We start from the raw sequence: 14,386 nt of genomic DNA, 5'->3' as shown, positions 1-14,386 counted from the left end.
TGCTGATGTGATGCCGGTCACCGCAAGGGTCTTGCGGGTGGTAGCGGCGCGAACCGCCTTCGCACCCGACTGTTTCTGGGGCAGCGCCAGTGCCGCCCGAACATGGCGACAGCGCGGAAACGGTGTCCCGCGAAGGACATCGTGACCGCGCTGGTGGTGACCGAGGGCGCCGGAGACCGGCCCGGTCCTCGATGCCGGGGCCGATCTGATGCCGGGGCTACGGCTGGTCGGTGCGCCCCGGCGGCTGCGCTCGGCGTGGCCCGACGGCGTGGAGGAGCTGCGCGTCGGCGCCGTATGGAGTCGTGGAGTCGTGCTGTGGGTCCTGAGGGGTACGGCTCAGTACCAGCCGTTGGCCTGCCAGAAGTTCCAGGCGCCGACCGGGCTGCCGTAGCGGGAGTTCATGTAGTCCAGGCCCCACTCGATCTGGGTGGCGGCGTTGGTCTTCCAGTCGGAGCCGGCGGTGGCCATCTTGGAGCCGGGCAGGGCCTGGACCAGGCCGTAGGCGCCGGAGGACGGGTTGGTGGCGTCGACGTCCCAGCCGCTCTCGTGTTCGACGATCTTGGAGAAGGCGTTGTACTGCGCGGCGTTCGGGATCATCCGCTTCGCGATCGCCTGCGCCTGGGCCTCGGAGGCCATCGGGGCGGCGTGCGCGGGGGTCGCGGAGAGCGCGATACCGGCGGTGGCGGCGGCCACGGCGGCGGTGGTGAGGGCCTTCTTCGGGGACAGGGCGCGGCGGATGCGGGCGAGAGTCAAGGCGAGACCTTTGCTTCGGGGACATTGCTGTCGCTCGTACGTCCCTGGGTGTCCGGGACATGCGGCGGCGCCGAGGCCCGTGGGGCACGTCGGCGCCGTGCGACGTCATCCAGAGAAACAGGCCCGGCGGACGCCCGCAATCACCCCTTTTACTAGTTGTGGCCGGATCCGCCGGGATGGTCGTTTGTGTGACGTGGCTCTCAATTCGCAGGTCAGCGGCCGTTATGACGTGTGCATGGTGTCCTGATTTGTCTACTATGCCGGGTCGTTCGTGATCTGGGTCATGTGGGGTGCTTCACCAGTCGTGTCACGTTCCGCGTACGAGTGCTCACGGTGGGCGAGCGTCCGGGGGGCGTCGAATGTGACGGGCGCCTCGAAAGCGGCCCGGCGGGTGCCCCGGCGGAGCGCCTTGAGGAGGCCGGGGCCCACGACGACGGTGAGGACCAGCGTGCAGAGCGCTCTGCCGAGGTCCCAGCCCATGGAGGTGGCCAGGCAGTAGGCGAGGAAACGGAGGAAGTTCGCCGCCGGGCCCGCCTCGGGGTCCATGGCGATCGTGGTGGTCCCCGGGCTCATGAAGGTCCAGCCCGCCATGTTCATCAGCGTGCCGTAGCCGAACGCGGCGACGAAGCCGTACGCGGCGAGCAGCGCCACTTCCGCCCTGCCGCGCAGCCGGTCGCCGTCCGGCAGCAGTGCCGCGCCCAGCGTGAACCAGCCCATCGACAGCATCTGGTAGGGCAGCCAGGGGCCGACCCCGCCGGTCAGCAGCGCCGAGGCGAACATCGTGACGCAGCCCAGGGTGAAGCCGAAGCCGGGGCCCAGGACCCGGCCGCTGAGGACCATCAGGAAGAACATCGGCTCTAGGCCGGCCGTGTTCGCCCCCATCGGCCGCAGCGCCGCCCCGGCCGCGGCGAGCACGCCCAGCATCGCCACCGCCTTCGGCCCGAGCCCCGCCTCCGCGATCGTCGCCGCCACCACCGCCACCAGGAGGGCGAGGACGCCCGCGAACAGCCAGGGCGCGTCCTGCGCGTGGGCCACCGCGGAGGAGGCGGGCGGGGCGAAGAAGGGCCAGGCCAGCCCACCGATGCCGACCAGGCTGACCAGCGTCAGGGAGACGGTCGAGCGCGGGCCGAGGCGGACGGCACGGGCCTTTCGGTCACGCGGTGTCGTCATGCCAGCGCCCTCCTCACCTGGGCCACCGTGAGCCACTTCTGCGGGGCGAGGATCTTCGCCACCTGGGGGGCGTAGGACGGGGAGGAGACCACCACCTCGGCGGCCGGACCGTCGGCGATGACCTCGCCGTCCGCCAGCAGCACCACCCGGTGGGCCAGCTCGGCCGCCAGCTCCACGTCGTGCGTGGCCAGCACGATCGCGTGCCCCTCGGCGGCCAGGCCGCGCAGCAGCGTGACCAGCCGGGCCTTCGCCGCGTAGTCCAGGCCCCGGGTCGGCTCGTCGAGCAGCAGCAGGGGCGGCCGCGCCGCGAGCACGACCGCCAGGGCCAGGGACAGCCGCTGGCCCTCGGAGAGGTCCCTCGGGTGCGTGCCGTCCGCCACGCCCGGCAGCAGCCGCGACACCAGAGCCCGGCACGTGCCCGGCTCCGCCCCCGCGTCCCGGTCCGCCTGCGCGCACTCGCCCGCGACCGTGTCGGCGTACAGCAGATCCCGTGGTTCCTGCGGTACGAGGCCCACCCGGCGGACGAGGTCGCGCGGAGGTGTGCGGTGCGGGACGGCTCCGCCGGTGTGGACCGTGCCCTTGGCCGGCTCGACCAGGCCGACCAGGGCGGACAGCAAGGTGGACTTGCCGGCGCCGTTGCGGCCCATCAGGGCGATCGTCTCGCCTGGGCCGACGGTGAGGTCGACCTCGCGCAGGGCGGGTACGCGGCCGCGGCGGACCGCCAGGGAGCGGACCTCCGCGATCGGCGCGGGAGTGTCGGAGGCGGCCGGAGCGGGGCGGGCGAAGAGACGGCGGATGCGGGCAGGCCCGGCCGGGCGGGCGGGGGCCTCGCCGGCCCGGCGCTCCGCCGGGGCCTTGGCCGCTCGGTGCCCGGCCCGCGCCGTCGCCGGTCCGGCGGGCGCCGCCGGGGATCCGGCAGCGAGGGCCGCGACCGTCACCGGCCCGGCGGGGGACTCATCGGCCGTCCGGCCGGCCGATCCGTCCTGCCCGACCGCCGGCTGCCGCCGTACGGCCTCCGGCTCCCGGTCCGCCAGCCGCGCCCGCAGGTCCGCCGCCCTGCGGCGGGCGTCCCGGACCGTCAGGGGCAGGGGCGACCAGCCCGCCGTACGGCCCAGCTCCACCACCGGCGGGCACACCGGGGACACGGCCATGACCTCCGACGGGGTGCCCAGCAGCGGCGGCTCTCCCGGCGCCGGGAGCAGCAGGATGCGGTCGGCGTAGTGGATGACCCGCTCCAGGCGGTGCTCGGCCATGAGGATCGTCGTGCCGAGATCGTGGACGAGGCGCTGCAGGACGGCGAGGACCTCCTCCGCGGCGGCCGGGTCGAGCGCGGAGGTCGGTTCGTCCAGCACCAGCACACTCGGGTGGGCCGTGAGGACCGAGCCGATGGCGACACGCTGCTGCTGACCGCCGGAGAGGGTGGCGAGCGGGCGGTCGCGCAGGGCGGCCAGGCCCAGCAGGTCCAGGGTCTCCTCCACCCGGCGGCGCATCACCTCGGGCGGCAGGCCCAACGACTCCATGCCGTAGGCGAGTTCCTCCTCGACCGTGTCGGTCACGAAGTGGGACAGCGGGTCCTGGCCGACCGTGCCGACCACGTCCGCGAGGTCGCGCGGCTTGTGCGTGCGCGTGTCACGGCCCGCGACCGTCACCCGGCCCCGCAGGGTGCCGCCGGTGAAGTGCGGGACGAGGCCGCCGACCGCGCCGAGGACCGTGGACTTGCCCACGCCCGACGGACCGGCCAGCAGGACGAGTTCGCCTTCCGGCACCTCGAAGTCGACGCCGCGGACGGAGGGTTCGGCCGCGCCCTCGTACGTGATGAACACATTCTCGAAACGGATCACGACGGCTCCTCCTCACCGGACCTGAGGGATTTCGGGGGCGGGGTGACCAGCACCGGCAGCAGGCCGAGCAGACAGGCCGCGCCCGGCCACAGCGGCAGCTCCGGCGCCACCAGCGGGACCACGCCGGGCCTCAGCGCCCCGGGATCGCGGCTCGCCGCCAGCGTCAGCAGCGCGGCGACCCCCGCGCCCGAGGCCGCCACCAGCCAGGCCCGTACGTCCCAGCGGTCCGGGCGGTAGCGGGTGCGCGGAGTGCGGCGGCCGCCCAGCCACAGCCCGGCGACCGCCGCCGCGAGCCCGGCCAGCAGCACCGGCAGCCCGTAGACGCCGCCCGCGGCGGTCAGCAGCCCGTACGTCCCCGCGCACACCCCCAGCAGGCCCGCCACGGTGAGCGCGGCCGTCGTACGGCGTACCGCGGCGGGCACCTGGACCGTACGGCCGTACCCGCGTGAGTCCATCGCCGCGGCGAGCGCGACGGAACGCTCCAACGCGCCCTCCAGGACGGGCAGTCCGACGTGCAGCAGACCGCGCACGCCCCGGTCCGGGCGGCCGCGCAGGCGGCGGGCGGCGCGCAGCCGCCGCACGTCCGTGATCAGATGCGGGGCGAAGGTGAGGGCGACGACCACGGCCACGCCCGTCTCGTACAGCGCGCCCGGCAGGGCCTTCAGCAGCCGCGACGGGTTGGCGAGGGCGTTCGCGGCGCCGACGCAGACGAGCAGCGCGGCCAGCCGCAGGGCGTCGTAGAAGGCGAACACCAGGCCCTCGACCGTCACCCGGCCACCCAGGCGGATGCCCTGCGCCCAGTCGGGCAGCGGCACTTCGGGCAGGGTCAGCAGGACGTGCGTGCCGGGGATCGGCGAGCCGAGGAAGAACGCGAACAGCAGCCGGACGGCCAGCACCACGAGGCCCAGCCGGACGAAGGCGCCGTAGGAGCGGGCCCAGGGGGCGTCGGGGCGGCGCACCGCGACGACGTAACCGGAGACGGCGACGAGCAGGCCGAGCAGCAGCGGGTTGGTGGTGCGGGTGGCCGCGGTGCCCAGACCGAGGGCCCACAGCCACCACGCACCGGGGTGCAGCGGCGTGCCGTCACGCACGGCGGCGTGCCTGCCGGATCCCGGCCGCGCCCAGCAGCACGATCACGGCGACGCCGCCGATCAGACCGAGGGAGGGGCCGTCGTCGGTGTCCTTCCTCGCCCGGGTGGGCTCGGTGTCCCGTGACACCTGCTCGCCGCAGCCCTGCTCCGGGTAGCCCGAGATGGCGCACAGCAGGGCGTTGGTGTCGTAGCGCAGGGGTTTCGCCACGGCCGCCAGGGCCTCGGCGGTCGTCGCGTCCGGGGAGACACGGGCGCACGCCGTACGGGCCCGCGGCGGGGCCTCGCCCGAGGGGGCGTCGGCGGGTGTCCCGAAGTCGAGGACCAGGGCGACGCGTTTCGTGCCCTGCCGCGCCGGGGTGCCGGCGCAGATCGCCGTGAAGTCGGCGCTGCCGCGCGGCTGGTCGGCGTCCTGGGAGTCCTCGCTGACCGCGAACCGGAAGCCCTGCACGTCCCCGTCGGACGGGCGGGCCGTGGCCGGGCCCTGGGTGGCGTAGACCCAGCGGGCACCGTCGCGGTCCCAGAAGGACCAGTAGCGGTAGCCGGCGGCGTGGGCGGAGGCCGTGGCCGCGCCCGTGAGCAGGAGCGCGGCCAGGAAGGGGAGCAGGAGGCGGCGCGTCATGCGCGGGGCTTCCTGCGGCCGCTGATCAGGAAGCCGATGCCGATACCGCCGACGAGACCGACGCCGACGATCCACCAGACGCTGACGCCGTCGTCGTCGCCGTCCTCGGCGGACTCGTCGGTCGCCTTGCCGGTCGCCTTGTCGGTCGTCTTCCCGGTGGCCTCGTCCACGGCGTCCGGGGCGGGCCCGGTGGCGTTGAGGAGGGCGAGGAGGTCCTCGCCGCCGAACTCGTGCGGGTCGATGCCGCCGGCCTGGGCGGCGAACACGAGCTGCGCGTAGGCGGCCGGGCCGGACTGCTCCGCCCACTTCAGGGCGTTCGCCTCCAGCCAGTGTGCCGAGGCGGTGGCCTGCTCGCCGAAGCCGGCCGCGGCGAGGGCGACGACCGCGTCGGCGGTGTTGCCGTAGTCGGGCTGGTTCTCGGCGCCGGGCATCGCGGACATCAGGTGCTTGTCCTCGGCCATGGCCTTGGCGAGGTAGGCGGCGCCGTTGTGGGCCGCCTGCTCCGGGTCGGTGGGCTTCTCGCAGGAGGTGGCGACGTTGTCGCCGGCGGCGTTGTGCCCGGCGAGGGGCTCGCCGTAGGCGCCGATCACGGCCGCGGCTGTCGCGTCGGCGTTGGCGGCCAGGGCGCCCTTCTTGTCGGGCTGGTAGGCGAAGGCGCCCGCGTCCTTGCCGGTGCACGGCAGGGCGAGCTTCAGGAGGGCGTCGTAGGGGGACTTGCCGGCCTTGGCGACCTCGCCGGGCTGCTGACCGGCGGCGGCGAGGGCGCCCACGACGACGGAGGTGGAGTTGGCGTCGCTGGGGCTGCCCGGGGTGTAGCCCCAGCCGCCGTCCTGGTTCTGCACCGACTTCAGCCAGGCCACCGCCTTGCGCGGCACGTCCTCGTGGCCGCCGGTCGCGGCGAGGGCCTGCACGGCGACGGCCGTGCTGTTGGTGTCGACCATCGTCCTGGCGTCACAGGGTCGGGCCGGGTCGGGGCGGAAGGCGGCGAACGCGCCGTTCGCGCAGCTCTGCCCGGCCAGCCAGTCGACGGCCTCGTCCGCCGGGTCCACGCCCTGCTCGGTCTGCGCGAGCAGCGTCAGCGACTGCCGCCATACACCGTCGTACGTCGGGTCGCCGGTGCCGTACAGACCGTCGGGCAGCCGCACGGACGGCGAGGGCGAGGGGCCGGCGGCGAAGGCGGGCGCGGCGCCGCCGAGTACGGCGACGACGGCGGCCAGGGCCGCGGCGCTGCGGCGGACGTTCATGCGGGTGCCTCTCCCCTAGGGGGAACCGGGCAGCGCGGGACGACCCCGGGCGGCTCGGCTCCGTAGACCTCGACGGTGCGTGAGCCGTTTCACGTGGCCGACAGGGCGATCCGGCTCACCGGGCGGTGTCCAGCCAGGCATACGGTTGCGGGTCAGCGCCGGAATTGCACCGGCTTCCCCCTGTACGGGTGTGATGACGACGCCGCCACTGTACCGGCCCGTACGGGGCGGGCCGAGGCCAGCCCGCAGGCCCGGATACGGTCGGGCCGCGCCGGCACCTCCGGGGAGACTGCCGGGCTCCGGCCGCAGCGCCGACGTGTACGAGATCGACGCGGAACGGGTGCTGCGGCGCGACCGCGCAGGGTGGGGCGACGCGCTCGCCGAGGGCGCCGTGATGGAGTACGTCCGCGGCCACGGCTGCCCGGTGCCGCGGGTGTGCCTGGCCGACTCCTCCCGCACGGACCCGGTGATGCGGCGGCCGGCGGGTCCGACGACGCTCCGGGCCTGCGCGGCGGGCGACCTGGCGCCGGGCGAGGCGGGGGCCGTGCTCGCGCACCTGCTGCGCGCGCTGCACGCCCTGCCGGGCCGCCGCCCCGGCACCCGCGTCCTCCACCTCGGCCTCCACCCGGACTACGTCGTCCTGACCCCCCGGCGGACCGCAGGTCGTCGACTGGTCGAACACCGAGGGCGGCGAACCCGGGCTGGACTGGGGGATGTCCGCGGTGATCCTCGCCCAGGCCGCGGTGACCGGCCCCGAGTTGGCCGCCCCGGCCCGCGCGATGCTGTCCGCCTGTCCGCCCTGCTGTCCGGCGACCCCGGCCTGACCGGGCCCGGACTCCGCCAGGCCCCGCGCCGCCGGGCGGCCAACCCGACGCTGGGCCCGGCCGAGGTGGCGGCCCTGGGGGAGGCGGAGCGACTGATCCGGTCGCTGACGTAAAAAGTCGCTGCCGTAAAAATCTTGCCCCCAGGGGGTTCCATCCTGTTCTGGGCGTTTTATTCTGGAATCAGCCTACGAGGCGAGTGAGGGAGTCCGAACCGGAGTAGCCGACTTCGGCGGAAAGCAACGCTTTCGCCGGTGCCGACGTCGACGGTCCGGGCTGAGAGGCCGCAGAGCAGCAGTCGGGCTCGACGGTGACCCCCAGAACCTGATCCGGGTCATACCGGCGAAGGGAACCCGTCTCGTAGGTCTTCTTCGTGTCGTAGGTCTTCTTCGTGCCCAGCCGCCCTCTACGTGCTCACACGTCGTCGATCAGGCGGCACGCCGTCTCGATGTCGATGCGGACCTGGGCGATGGAGGCCCGGCCGGACAGCCAGGTGATCAGCGCCGAGTGCCAGGTGTGCTCGATGACGCGGACGGCGGAGAGCTGGGCCGGGCTCGGGGACTCCAGCCCCATCGCGTCGAGGATGATCGCCGTCGTCTGGCGGGAGACCTGGTCCACCTCGGGGGACACGCTGCGGTCGGCGAAGGTCAGGGCGCGGACCATCGCGTCGGCGAGATGGGGCTCGCGCTGGAGGCCGCGGAAGGCGCGCATCAGGGTCTCGGCGACGCGCTCGGCGGCCGTGTCGCCGGCCGGCGGCTTCTTCCTGAGCGTGGTGTGCATGTGCTCCAGCTGGTCCTGCATCGTGGCGACCAGCAGATGCACCTTGGACGGGAAGTAGCGGTACAGCGTCCCCAGCGCGACCTGGGACGACTCGGCCACCTCCCGCATCTGCACCGCGTCGAAACCGCCCCTGCTCGCCAGCTGCGCGGTCGCGTGCAGGATGCGGCGCCGGCGCGCCTGCTGCCGTTCGGTCAGCGGCGCGGACGCCGGTCGTACGTCACTGGCCTCGACCTTGGCCGGCTTGGCTTCCGCAGGCATGGATCCCGTTCCGTGACAGTCGGTGAGCAGGACGGAGAAGAGGAGTGATCGGGCCGATCATGCCAGGCTCAGGTCGTGGCGTGAATCACCTGATCCACTTCTCACAGCAGGGCTACCTGCCGGTAGATTCAGAGCCTCTCGAACGATCAAGTCTGTAACTTGTTCTAGATTAGCGTCCCGGCGTAGTCTCGCGGGACATCGCAGGCAGAAGGGGGCCCAGAGTGACCGCTGAGGCCAGTCAGGCGGGCCCTTCCCGGGGCCTCGCGGCAGACGGCGAGCGACCGCTCCGAATCGCACTCCTCACCTACAAGGGAAACCCGTTCTGCGGCGGCCAGGGCGTCTACGTCCGTCACCTCTCGCGCGAGCTCGCCCGCCTCGGTCACAGCGTCGAGGTCATCGGCGCCCAGCCCTACCCCGTCCTCGACGAGGGCTTCGACGGCCTCAGTTTCACCGAGCTGCCCAGCCTCGACCTGTACCGCCAGCCCGACCCCTTCCGCACCCCGGGCCGCGGCGAGTACCGGGACTGGATCGACGCCCTCGAGGTCGCGACCATGTGGACCGGCGGCTTCCCCGAGCCGCTGACCTTCTCGCTGCGCGCCCGCCGCCATCTGCGCGCCCGCCGCGGCGAGTTCGACGTCGTGCACGACAACCAGACCCTGGGCTACGGCCTGTTGGGCGACATAGGCGCCCCGCTCGTCACCACGATCCACCACCCCATCACCGTCGACCGGCAGTTGGAGCTCGACGCCGCCGGAACCTGGCAGCGCCGCTACTCGGTGCGCCGCTGGTACGCCTTCACCCGCATGCAGAAGCGCGTCGCCCGCAGACTGCCCTCCGTGCTCACCGTGTCCGGCACCTCCCGGCAGGAGATCGTCGACCACCTCGGCGTAGGCCGGGACCGGGTGCACGTCGTGCACATCGGCGCCGACACCGACCTGTTCTCGCCCGACCCGTCCGTGCCGCGCGTGCCCGGCCGGATCGTCACCACCTCCAGCGCGGACGTCCCCCTCAAGGGGCTCGTCTTCCTCGTCGAGGCCCTCGCGAAGGTCCGCACGGAACACCCGGCCGCGCATCTCGTCGTCGTGGGCAAGCGGCCGAGCGAGGGGCCGGTCGCCCAGGCGATCGAGCGGTACGGCCTCGAAGGCGCCGTCGAGTTCGTCAAGGGCATCTCCGACGCCGAACTCGTCGACCTGGTGCGCTCGGCGGAGGTCGCCTGCGTGCCCTCCCTCTACGAGGGCTTCTCCCTGCCGGCCGCCGAGGCCATGGCCACCGCGACCCCGCTCGTCGCCACCACCGGCGGGGCCATCCCCGAGGTCGCCGGGCGCGACGGCGAGACCTGCCTCGCGGTGCCGACCGGGGACGCCGGCGCGCTGGCCGCCGCGCTCGTACGACTGCTCGGGGACGCCGAGCTGAGGGCCCGGCTGGGCGCCGCCGGACGCGAGCGCGTACTGGCGAAGTTCACCTGGGCCCGGGCCGCCGAGGGCACGGTCGCCCACTACCGCGAGGCGATCGGCGAACGCCGCCCGGCGGCCCCCCGCCCTGAGGCCGCTCCCGCCCCAGAAGAAGTGACAGCTGTAACCAACGCCGAAAGCAGGGCCACGTGCTGACCGTCGACTTCTCCCGGTTCCCGCTCGCCCCGGGCGACCGCGTCCTGGACCTCGGCTGCGGCGCCGGCCGGCACGCGTTCGAGTGCTACCGGCGCGGCGCGCAGGTCGTGGCCCTCGACCAGAACGCCGAGGAGATCCGCGAGGTCGCCAAGTGGTTCGCCGCGATGAAGGAGGCCGGCGAGGCCCCCGAGGGCGCCACCGCCACCGCGATGGAGGGCGACGCCCTCGCGCTGCCCTTCCCCGACGAGTCCTTCGACGTCGTGATCATCTCCGAGGTGATGGAGCACATCCCCGACGACAAGGGCGTCCTCGCCGAGATGGTGCGGGTCCTCAAGCCCGGCGGCCGCATCGCGATCACCGTCCCGCGCTACGGCCCCGAGAAGATCTGCTGGGCCCTGTCCGACGCCTACCACGAGGTCGAGGGCGGCCACATCCGCATCTACAAGGCGGACGAGCTGGTCGGCAAGGTCAAGGAGGCCGGGCTCAAGCCGTACGGCAGTCACCACGCGCACGCGCTGCACTCGCCGTACTGGTGGCTGAAGTGCGCGTTCGGCGTCGACAACGACAAGGCGCTGCCGGTGCGGGCGTACCACAAGCTGCTGGTCTGGGACATCATGAAGAAGCCGCTGGCTACGAGGGTCGCCGAGCAGGCGCTGAACCCGCTGATCGGCAAGAGCTTCGTCGTCTACGCGACCAAGCCGCACCTGCCCCGTCTCGGTGAAGAGGCGGCCGCCCGGTGACCACTCCCCGGACGGAACACCTGGTCCTGCCCGGGGTCCTCACCGCCGAGCAGGCCGCCGCGACCGTCGCCGGCATCCTCGCCGCCCAGCGGGAGGACGGCGCGATCCCGTGGTTCCGGGGCCACCACCTCGACCCGTGGGACCACACCGAGGCCGCGATGGCACTGGACGCCGCCGGAGAGCACGAGGCGGCCGAGCGGGCGTACGAGTGGCTCGCGCGCCACCAGAACGAGGACGGCTCCTGGTACGCCGCCTACGCCGACGGGGCGCACGACGACGTCACCGACCGGGGGCGCGAGACCAACTTCGTCGCCTACATCGCGGTCGGGGTGTGGCACCACTACCTCTCCACCGGCGACGACGTCTTCCTGGACCGGATGTGGCCGGCCGTGTACGCGGCGGTCGAGTTCGTACTGCGGCTGCAGCAGCCGGGCGGGCAGATCGGGTGGCGCCGCGACGACGACGGCACGCCCACGCGCGACGCCCTGCTCACCGGCTCGTCATCGATCCACCAGGCCCTGCGGTGCGCCCTGGCGATCGCCGAGCAGCGCGAGGAGCCGCAGCCCGACTGGGAGTTGGCGGTGGGTGCGCTGCGGCACGCCATCCGGCGGCACCCCGAGCGGTTCCTGGACAAGGACCGTTACTCGATGGACTGGTACTACCCCGTGCTGGGCGGGGCGTTGACCGGCGCCGAGGCGAAGGCGCGGATCGAGGAGTCCTGGGACCGGTTCGTCGTTCCCGGACTGGGCGTGCGGTGCGTCGTCCCCAACCCGTGGGTGACCGGGGGCGAGTCGTGCGAACTCGCCCTCGCGCTGTGGGCGACGGGCGAGTCCGACCGCGCGCTGGAGATCCTGCAGTCGATCCAGCACCTCCGGGACGCCGCCAGCGGCATGTACTGGACGGGGTACGTGTTCGACGACGACGCCGTCTGGCCGCGGGAGTTGACCACCTGGACCGCGGGGTCGCTGCTGCTGGCCGTCGCGGCGCTGGGCGGGCACGAGGCCACCTGCGCCGTGTTCTCCGGGGAGCGGCTGCCGCTCGGGCTGGACCCGGACTGCTGCGCCTGAGGGTGCGTCAGTGCCGGTGCACCCGGTTGGCGATGGCGTGGCCCACGAACAGGTACACCACGGCTGCCAGGCCGTAGCCCGCAACGACCCTGGCCCAGGCCTCGTCGAAGGTGAAGAGGTCGTAGGACCAGCCCGCCAGCCAGTTGGCGGCGTCGTGGACGAACTGGACGAAGTCGTTGGACCGGTTGGCGTCCAGCAGGTACATCAGGATCCACAGGCCCAGGATGACGGCCATGACGTCGGCCACGATCGCGATGACCGTGCCGGCCTGGTTGGCACTGCTGCGATGTCGAGGGGACATGCCCACCGGGTAGCCCCCGGGCGCGGACCGAAACCTCCTCCCCGCCGATTCCCTTCCCGTTCAGCGGAGTTGGGCCTCCGAACCATGGAGCGGGTACGACGACGGCCCCCCGCCCCGAAGAGCGAAGGGCCGTGCGGCGGCTGAGGCGGGGTCAGCCGCGCTGGATGCCGCTCGTGTCCTGCAGGACACCGCGACGGCCGTCCTGCGTCTGCGCGACCAGGGCCGCGCCGCGCTGCTCGACGGCCAGGTACCAGGTGCCCGGGGCGAGTTCGGCGATCGGGGTCTGCGAGCCGCTCTCGTCGAACAGGGGCCGCGGGACCGGGACCGCGAACCAGAACGGCGAGAAGTCCGCGGCGGCCGGCTGGGGCTGCGGGGCCTGCGGCTGCGCCGGCTGCGGCTGACCGCCGTACGGCTGCTGCGGCTGACCGGCACCGTAGGGCTGCTGCGGCTGGGGCGCGCCGGGGTAGCCGTAACCGCCGGGCGGCTGGGCGCCGTAGGGCTGCGGGGCGGCCGGGCGGGCGGCCGGCAGCAGGGAGCCCTTGAGGGCGGGGACCAGCGGGGTCGCCACCGCCGCCGCGGCCATCACGAGCGTGGCGATGAGCGCCAGGATCAGGCCCGTACCGGGGCCGAAGGCGTCGGAGATGCTGCCCTCGCCGTTGTCGAAGCCGCCCGCCGGGTCGAAGATGTTGCCGAGCGCCGACCAGGCCGCGAAGACCGTGAAGGCGACACCGAACTGACCGAGGTCCAGGCCGGCGACCTTCGGCACCTGCGGCAGACCCTTGGTCACGACGACGAGCGCGGCACCGATGATGCCCGCGAGCAGGACTCCGAGCACGACGGGTCCGCTGCCCCACAGGCTGGGGATGTCCGCGTCGTCCGGGGCGCCGTCGATCGAGTAGAGGTCGAGGAACGACGCGATGAACAGCAACACCGCTGCTCCGATCACCACGCCGTCGCCTCGAGTGAGGGAGCGGATATTCACTACTTGTCCTTCGTCAGTCGTCGTCTCGTCATCGGGGGCAGCGATGACACTATCGTTCGCGAGATCGGCGTGTCCGCCCGGTCCGGGAGGCCGACCGCTACCCCCGCAGGAAACTCGTGATTCCCTCGGAGAGCCCCTGCGCCGCCTTCTGCCGCCAGGCGCCGCTGGTGAGCAGTGCCGCGTCCTTGCTATCGCGCATGTTGCCGCACTCGATGAACACCTTGGGAACTGTTGAGAGATTGAGACCGCCCAGGTCCTCACGTGTGACGAGACCGGTGCCGTCGCCCACGTAGTTGGAGGGCGCGCTGCCGGTGACGCGGACGAAGTTGCCCGCGATGCGCTCGCCGAGGTCGCGGGAGGAGGCCACGATCGGGCGGGTGTCGGCGGCGCCCTGGTGGACGGGTGCGGGAAGGATCACATGGAAGCCGCGGTTGCCGGACGCCGAGCCGTCCGCGTGGATCGACACGACCGCGTCCGCGCGGGCCTGGTTGCCGATCCGGGCCCGCTCGTCGATGCACGGGCCGTACGGCCGGTCGGCGTCGTGCGTCAGTTTCACCGTGGCGCCCTGCTGTTGCAGCAGCGCGCGCAGCCGGTGGGCCACGTCGAGGGTGAAGTCGGCCTCCGGATAACCGGAGTTGGTGGAGGTGCCGGTGGTGTCGCACTCCTTGCGGCCCGTGCCGATGTCGACCTTGCCGTTGATCTCGGACGGGTGCCGGAAGTTCTCCGGGTTGTGGCCGGGGTCGATCACCACGACCTTGCCCTTCAGCGGGCCGTCGGCGGCGGTCGTGGGGGAGGGGCTCGGCTTGTCGTCGTCCGGGGCGGGCGTCGGTGCCGGGTCCGCGGGGCGGGAGGTGACCGCGGGGCTCGACGCGGTAGCGCGGCGCGGGGTGCGTTCCTCCGCGGGGGCGCCCACCGCCTCGTACACCAGCCAGCCCAGGAGCGCCCCCGGTACCAGCGCCGCCACGGCGACGGTCAGCGGGCGGCGCCCGCGGCGCGGCGGGGCGGGATCGTGGTCCGGGCCTGTGTACGACACGCCTGACACCCTAACCGGCGGACAAATGAGGTGCCGGTAGCAGACGCCCCGCAGCGGGTTCCCGCCGTTCGTCCCGAAC

General features: G+C 73.5%; 14 protein-coding genes and 2 riboswitches. Of the genes, 4 read left to right on the top strand and 10 right to left on the bottom strand.

Features of this window, described 5'->3' with window-relative positions; all coding sequences use genetic code 11:
• Positions 1 to 336: 336 nt before the first annotated feature.
• From ACIGXJ_RS02785 to ACIGXJ_RS02760, 6 genes are all read right to left on the bottom strand, one after another.
• Positions 337 to 753 carry a transglycosylase SLT domain-containing protein gene (locus tag ACIGXJ_RS02785; RefSeq protein WP_399640703.1) on the bottom strand — a complete coding sequence of 139 codons (417 nt, stop codon included), beginning with the start codon at positions 751 to 753 and terminating at the stop codon, positions 337 to 339.
• A 255-nt stretch (positions 754 to 1,008) separates the two neighbouring features.
• Complete coding sequence (locus tag ACIGXJ_RS02780; protein ID WP_399640700.1) at positions 1,009 to 1,923, bottom strand: ECF transporter S component; 915 nt, start codon at positions 1,921 to 1,923, stop codon at positions 1,009 to 1,011.
• Positions 1,920 to 3,764 carry an ABC transporter ATP-binding protein gene (locus tag ACIGXJ_RS02775; protein WP_399640697.1) on the bottom strand — a complete coding sequence of 615 codons (1,845 nt, stop codon included), beginning with the start codon at positions 3,762 to 3,764 and terminating at the stop codon, positions 1,920 to 1,922. The genes ACIGXJ_RS02780 and ACIGXJ_RS02775 overlap by 4 nt, the downstream gene beginning before the upstream one ends.
• Entirely contained in the window at positions 3,761 to 4,855 is a 1,095-nt protein-coding gene (locus ACIGXJ_RS02770; RefSeq protein ID WP_399640694.1) for an energy-coupling factor transporter transmembrane component T, read from the bottom strand. The genes ACIGXJ_RS02775 and ACIGXJ_RS02770 overlap by 4 nt, the downstream gene beginning before the upstream one ends.
• Positions 4,848 to 5,474 carry an SCO2322 family protein gene (locus ACIGXJ_RS02765; protein ID WP_399640692.1) on the bottom strand — a complete coding sequence of 209 codons (627 nt, stop codon included), beginning with the start codon at positions 5,472 to 5,474 and terminating at the stop codon, positions 4,848 to 4,850. The genes ACIGXJ_RS02770 and ACIGXJ_RS02765 overlap by 8 nt, the downstream gene beginning before the upstream one ends.
• Positions 5,471 to 6,718, bottom strand: a complete 1,248-nt coding sequence (locus tag ACIGXJ_RS02760) for a prenyltransferase/squalene oxidase repeat-containing protein (RefSeq protein ID WP_399640689.1) — start codon at positions 6,716 to 6,718, stop codon at positions 5,471 to 5,473. The genes ACIGXJ_RS02765 and ACIGXJ_RS02760 overlap by 4 nt, the downstream gene beginning before the upstream one ends.
• An 85-nt stretch (positions 6,719 to 6,803) precedes the next feature.
• Positions 6,804 to 6,945, bottom strand: a riboswitch (cobalamin riboswitch).
• An 89-nt stretch (positions 6,946 to 7,034) separates the two neighbouring features.
• Here ACIGXJ_RS02760 and ACIGXJ_RS02755 point away from each other — a divergent pair.
• Positions 7,035 to 7,655: an aminoglycoside phosphotransferase family protein gene (locus ACIGXJ_RS02755; protein WP_399640685.1), complete on the top strand. Its 621-nt coding sequence runs from the start codon at positions 7,035 to 7,037 to the stop codon at positions 7,653 to 7,655.
• Between the two features lie 75 nt (positions 7,656 to 7,730).
• Positions 7,731 to 7,907, top strand: a riboswitch (TPP riboswitch).
• A gap of 46 nt (positions 7,908 to 7,953) precedes the next feature.
• Here ACIGXJ_RS02755 and ACIGXJ_RS02750 read toward each other — a convergent pair.
• Complete coding sequence (locus ACIGXJ_RS02750; protein WP_399640682.1) at positions 7,954 to 8,577, bottom strand: TetR family transcriptional regulator; 624 nt, start codon at positions 8,575 to 8,577, stop codon at positions 7,954 to 7,956.
• Positions 8,578 to 8,798: 221 nt separating this feature from the next.
• Here ACIGXJ_RS02750 and ACIGXJ_RS02745 point away from each other — a divergent pair, with 221 nt between their 5' ends.
• From ACIGXJ_RS02745 to ACIGXJ_RS02735, 3 genes are read left to right on the top strand one after another with little or no spacing between them, the layout of a single operon-like run.
• A complete protein-coding gene (locus tag ACIGXJ_RS02745) occupies positions 8,799 to 10,184 on the top strand; it encodes a glycosyltransferase family 4 protein (RefSeq protein ID WP_399640679.1) in 1,386 nt (461 codons plus the stop codon).
• Positions 10,178 to 10,924, top strand: a complete 747-nt coding sequence (locus tag ACIGXJ_RS02740; RefSeq protein ID WP_399640676.1) for a class I SAM-dependent methyltransferase — start codon at positions 10,178 to 10,180, stop codon at positions 10,922 to 10,924. Before ACIGXJ_RS02745 ends, ACIGXJ_RS02740 begins: the two co-directional genes overlap by 7 nt.
• The gene (locus tag ACIGXJ_RS02735; RefSeq protein ID WP_399640673.1) at positions 10,921 to 11,991 is read left to right on the top strand and encodes a prenyltransferase/squalene oxidase repeat-containing protein; all 1,071 of its coding nucleotides are present in this window, start codon (positions 10,921 to 10,923) and stop codon (positions 11,989 to 11,991) included. The genes ACIGXJ_RS02740 and ACIGXJ_RS02735 overlap by 4 nt, the downstream gene beginning before the upstream one ends.
• Before the next feature lie 7 nt (positions 11,992 to 11,998).
• Here ACIGXJ_RS02735 and ACIGXJ_RS02730 read toward each other — a convergent pair whose 3' ends face one another.
• From ACIGXJ_RS02730 to ACIGXJ_RS02720, 3 genes are all read right to left on the bottom strand, one after another.
• Positions 11,999 to 12,292 carry a hypothetical protein gene (locus ACIGXJ_RS02730; RefSeq protein ID WP_399640671.1) on the bottom strand — a complete coding sequence of 98 codons (294 nt, stop codon included), beginning with the start codon at positions 12,290 to 12,292 and terminating at the stop codon, positions 11,999 to 12,001.
• Between the two features lie 151 nt (positions 12,293 to 12,443).
• Entirely contained in the window at positions 12,444 to 13,274 is an 831-nt protein-coding gene (locus ACIGXJ_RS02725) for a hypothetical protein (RefSeq protein WP_399640668.1), read from the bottom strand.
• Between the two features lie 97 nt (positions 13,275 to 13,371).
• Positions 13,372 to 14,307, bottom strand: coding sequence for an N-acetylmuramoyl-L-alanine amidase (locus ACIGXJ_RS02720; RefSeq protein WP_399640667.1), 936 nt, complete (start codon positions 14,305 to 14,307; stop codon positions 13,372 to 13,374).
• Positions 14,308 to 14,386: the final 79 nt, after the last annotated feature.

Origin of the sequence: Streptomyces sp. NPDC053367, assembly GCF_044545925.1 — a bacterium.
Taxonomy (GTDB): domain Bacteria; phylum Actinomycetota; class Actinomycetes; order Streptomycetales; family Streptomycetaceae; genus Streptomyces.
The sequence above is the reverse complement of the archived record's forward strand: the minus strand, read 5'-3'. Positions and strand labels throughout refer to the sequence as shown.

What these genes read in the sequence shown, in the direction of transcription:
- ACIGXJ_RS02780 (WP_399640700.1), bottom strand. Translation starts at nt 1,923, where the DNA reads ATGACGACACCGCGTGACCGAAAGGCCCGTGCCGTCCGCCTCGGCCCG.
- ACIGXJ_RS02765 (WP_399640692.1), bottom strand. Translation starts at nt 5,474, where the DNA reads ATGACGCGCCGCCTCCTGCTCCCCTTCCTGGCCGCGCTCCTGCTCACG.
- ACIGXJ_RS02760 (WP_399640689.1), bottom strand. Translation starts at nt 6,718, where the DNA reads ATGAACGTCCGCCGCAGCGCCGCGGCCCTGGCCGCCGTCGTCGCCGTA.
- ACIGXJ_RS02750 (WP_399640682.1), bottom strand. Translation starts at nt 8,577, where the DNA reads ATGCCTGCGGAAGCCAAGCCGGCCAAGGTCGAGGCCAGTGACGTACGA.
- ACIGXJ_RS02730 (WP_399640671.1), bottom strand. Translation starts at nt 12,292, where the DNA reads ATGTCCCCTCGACATCGCAGCAGTGCCAACCAGGCCGGCACGGTCATC.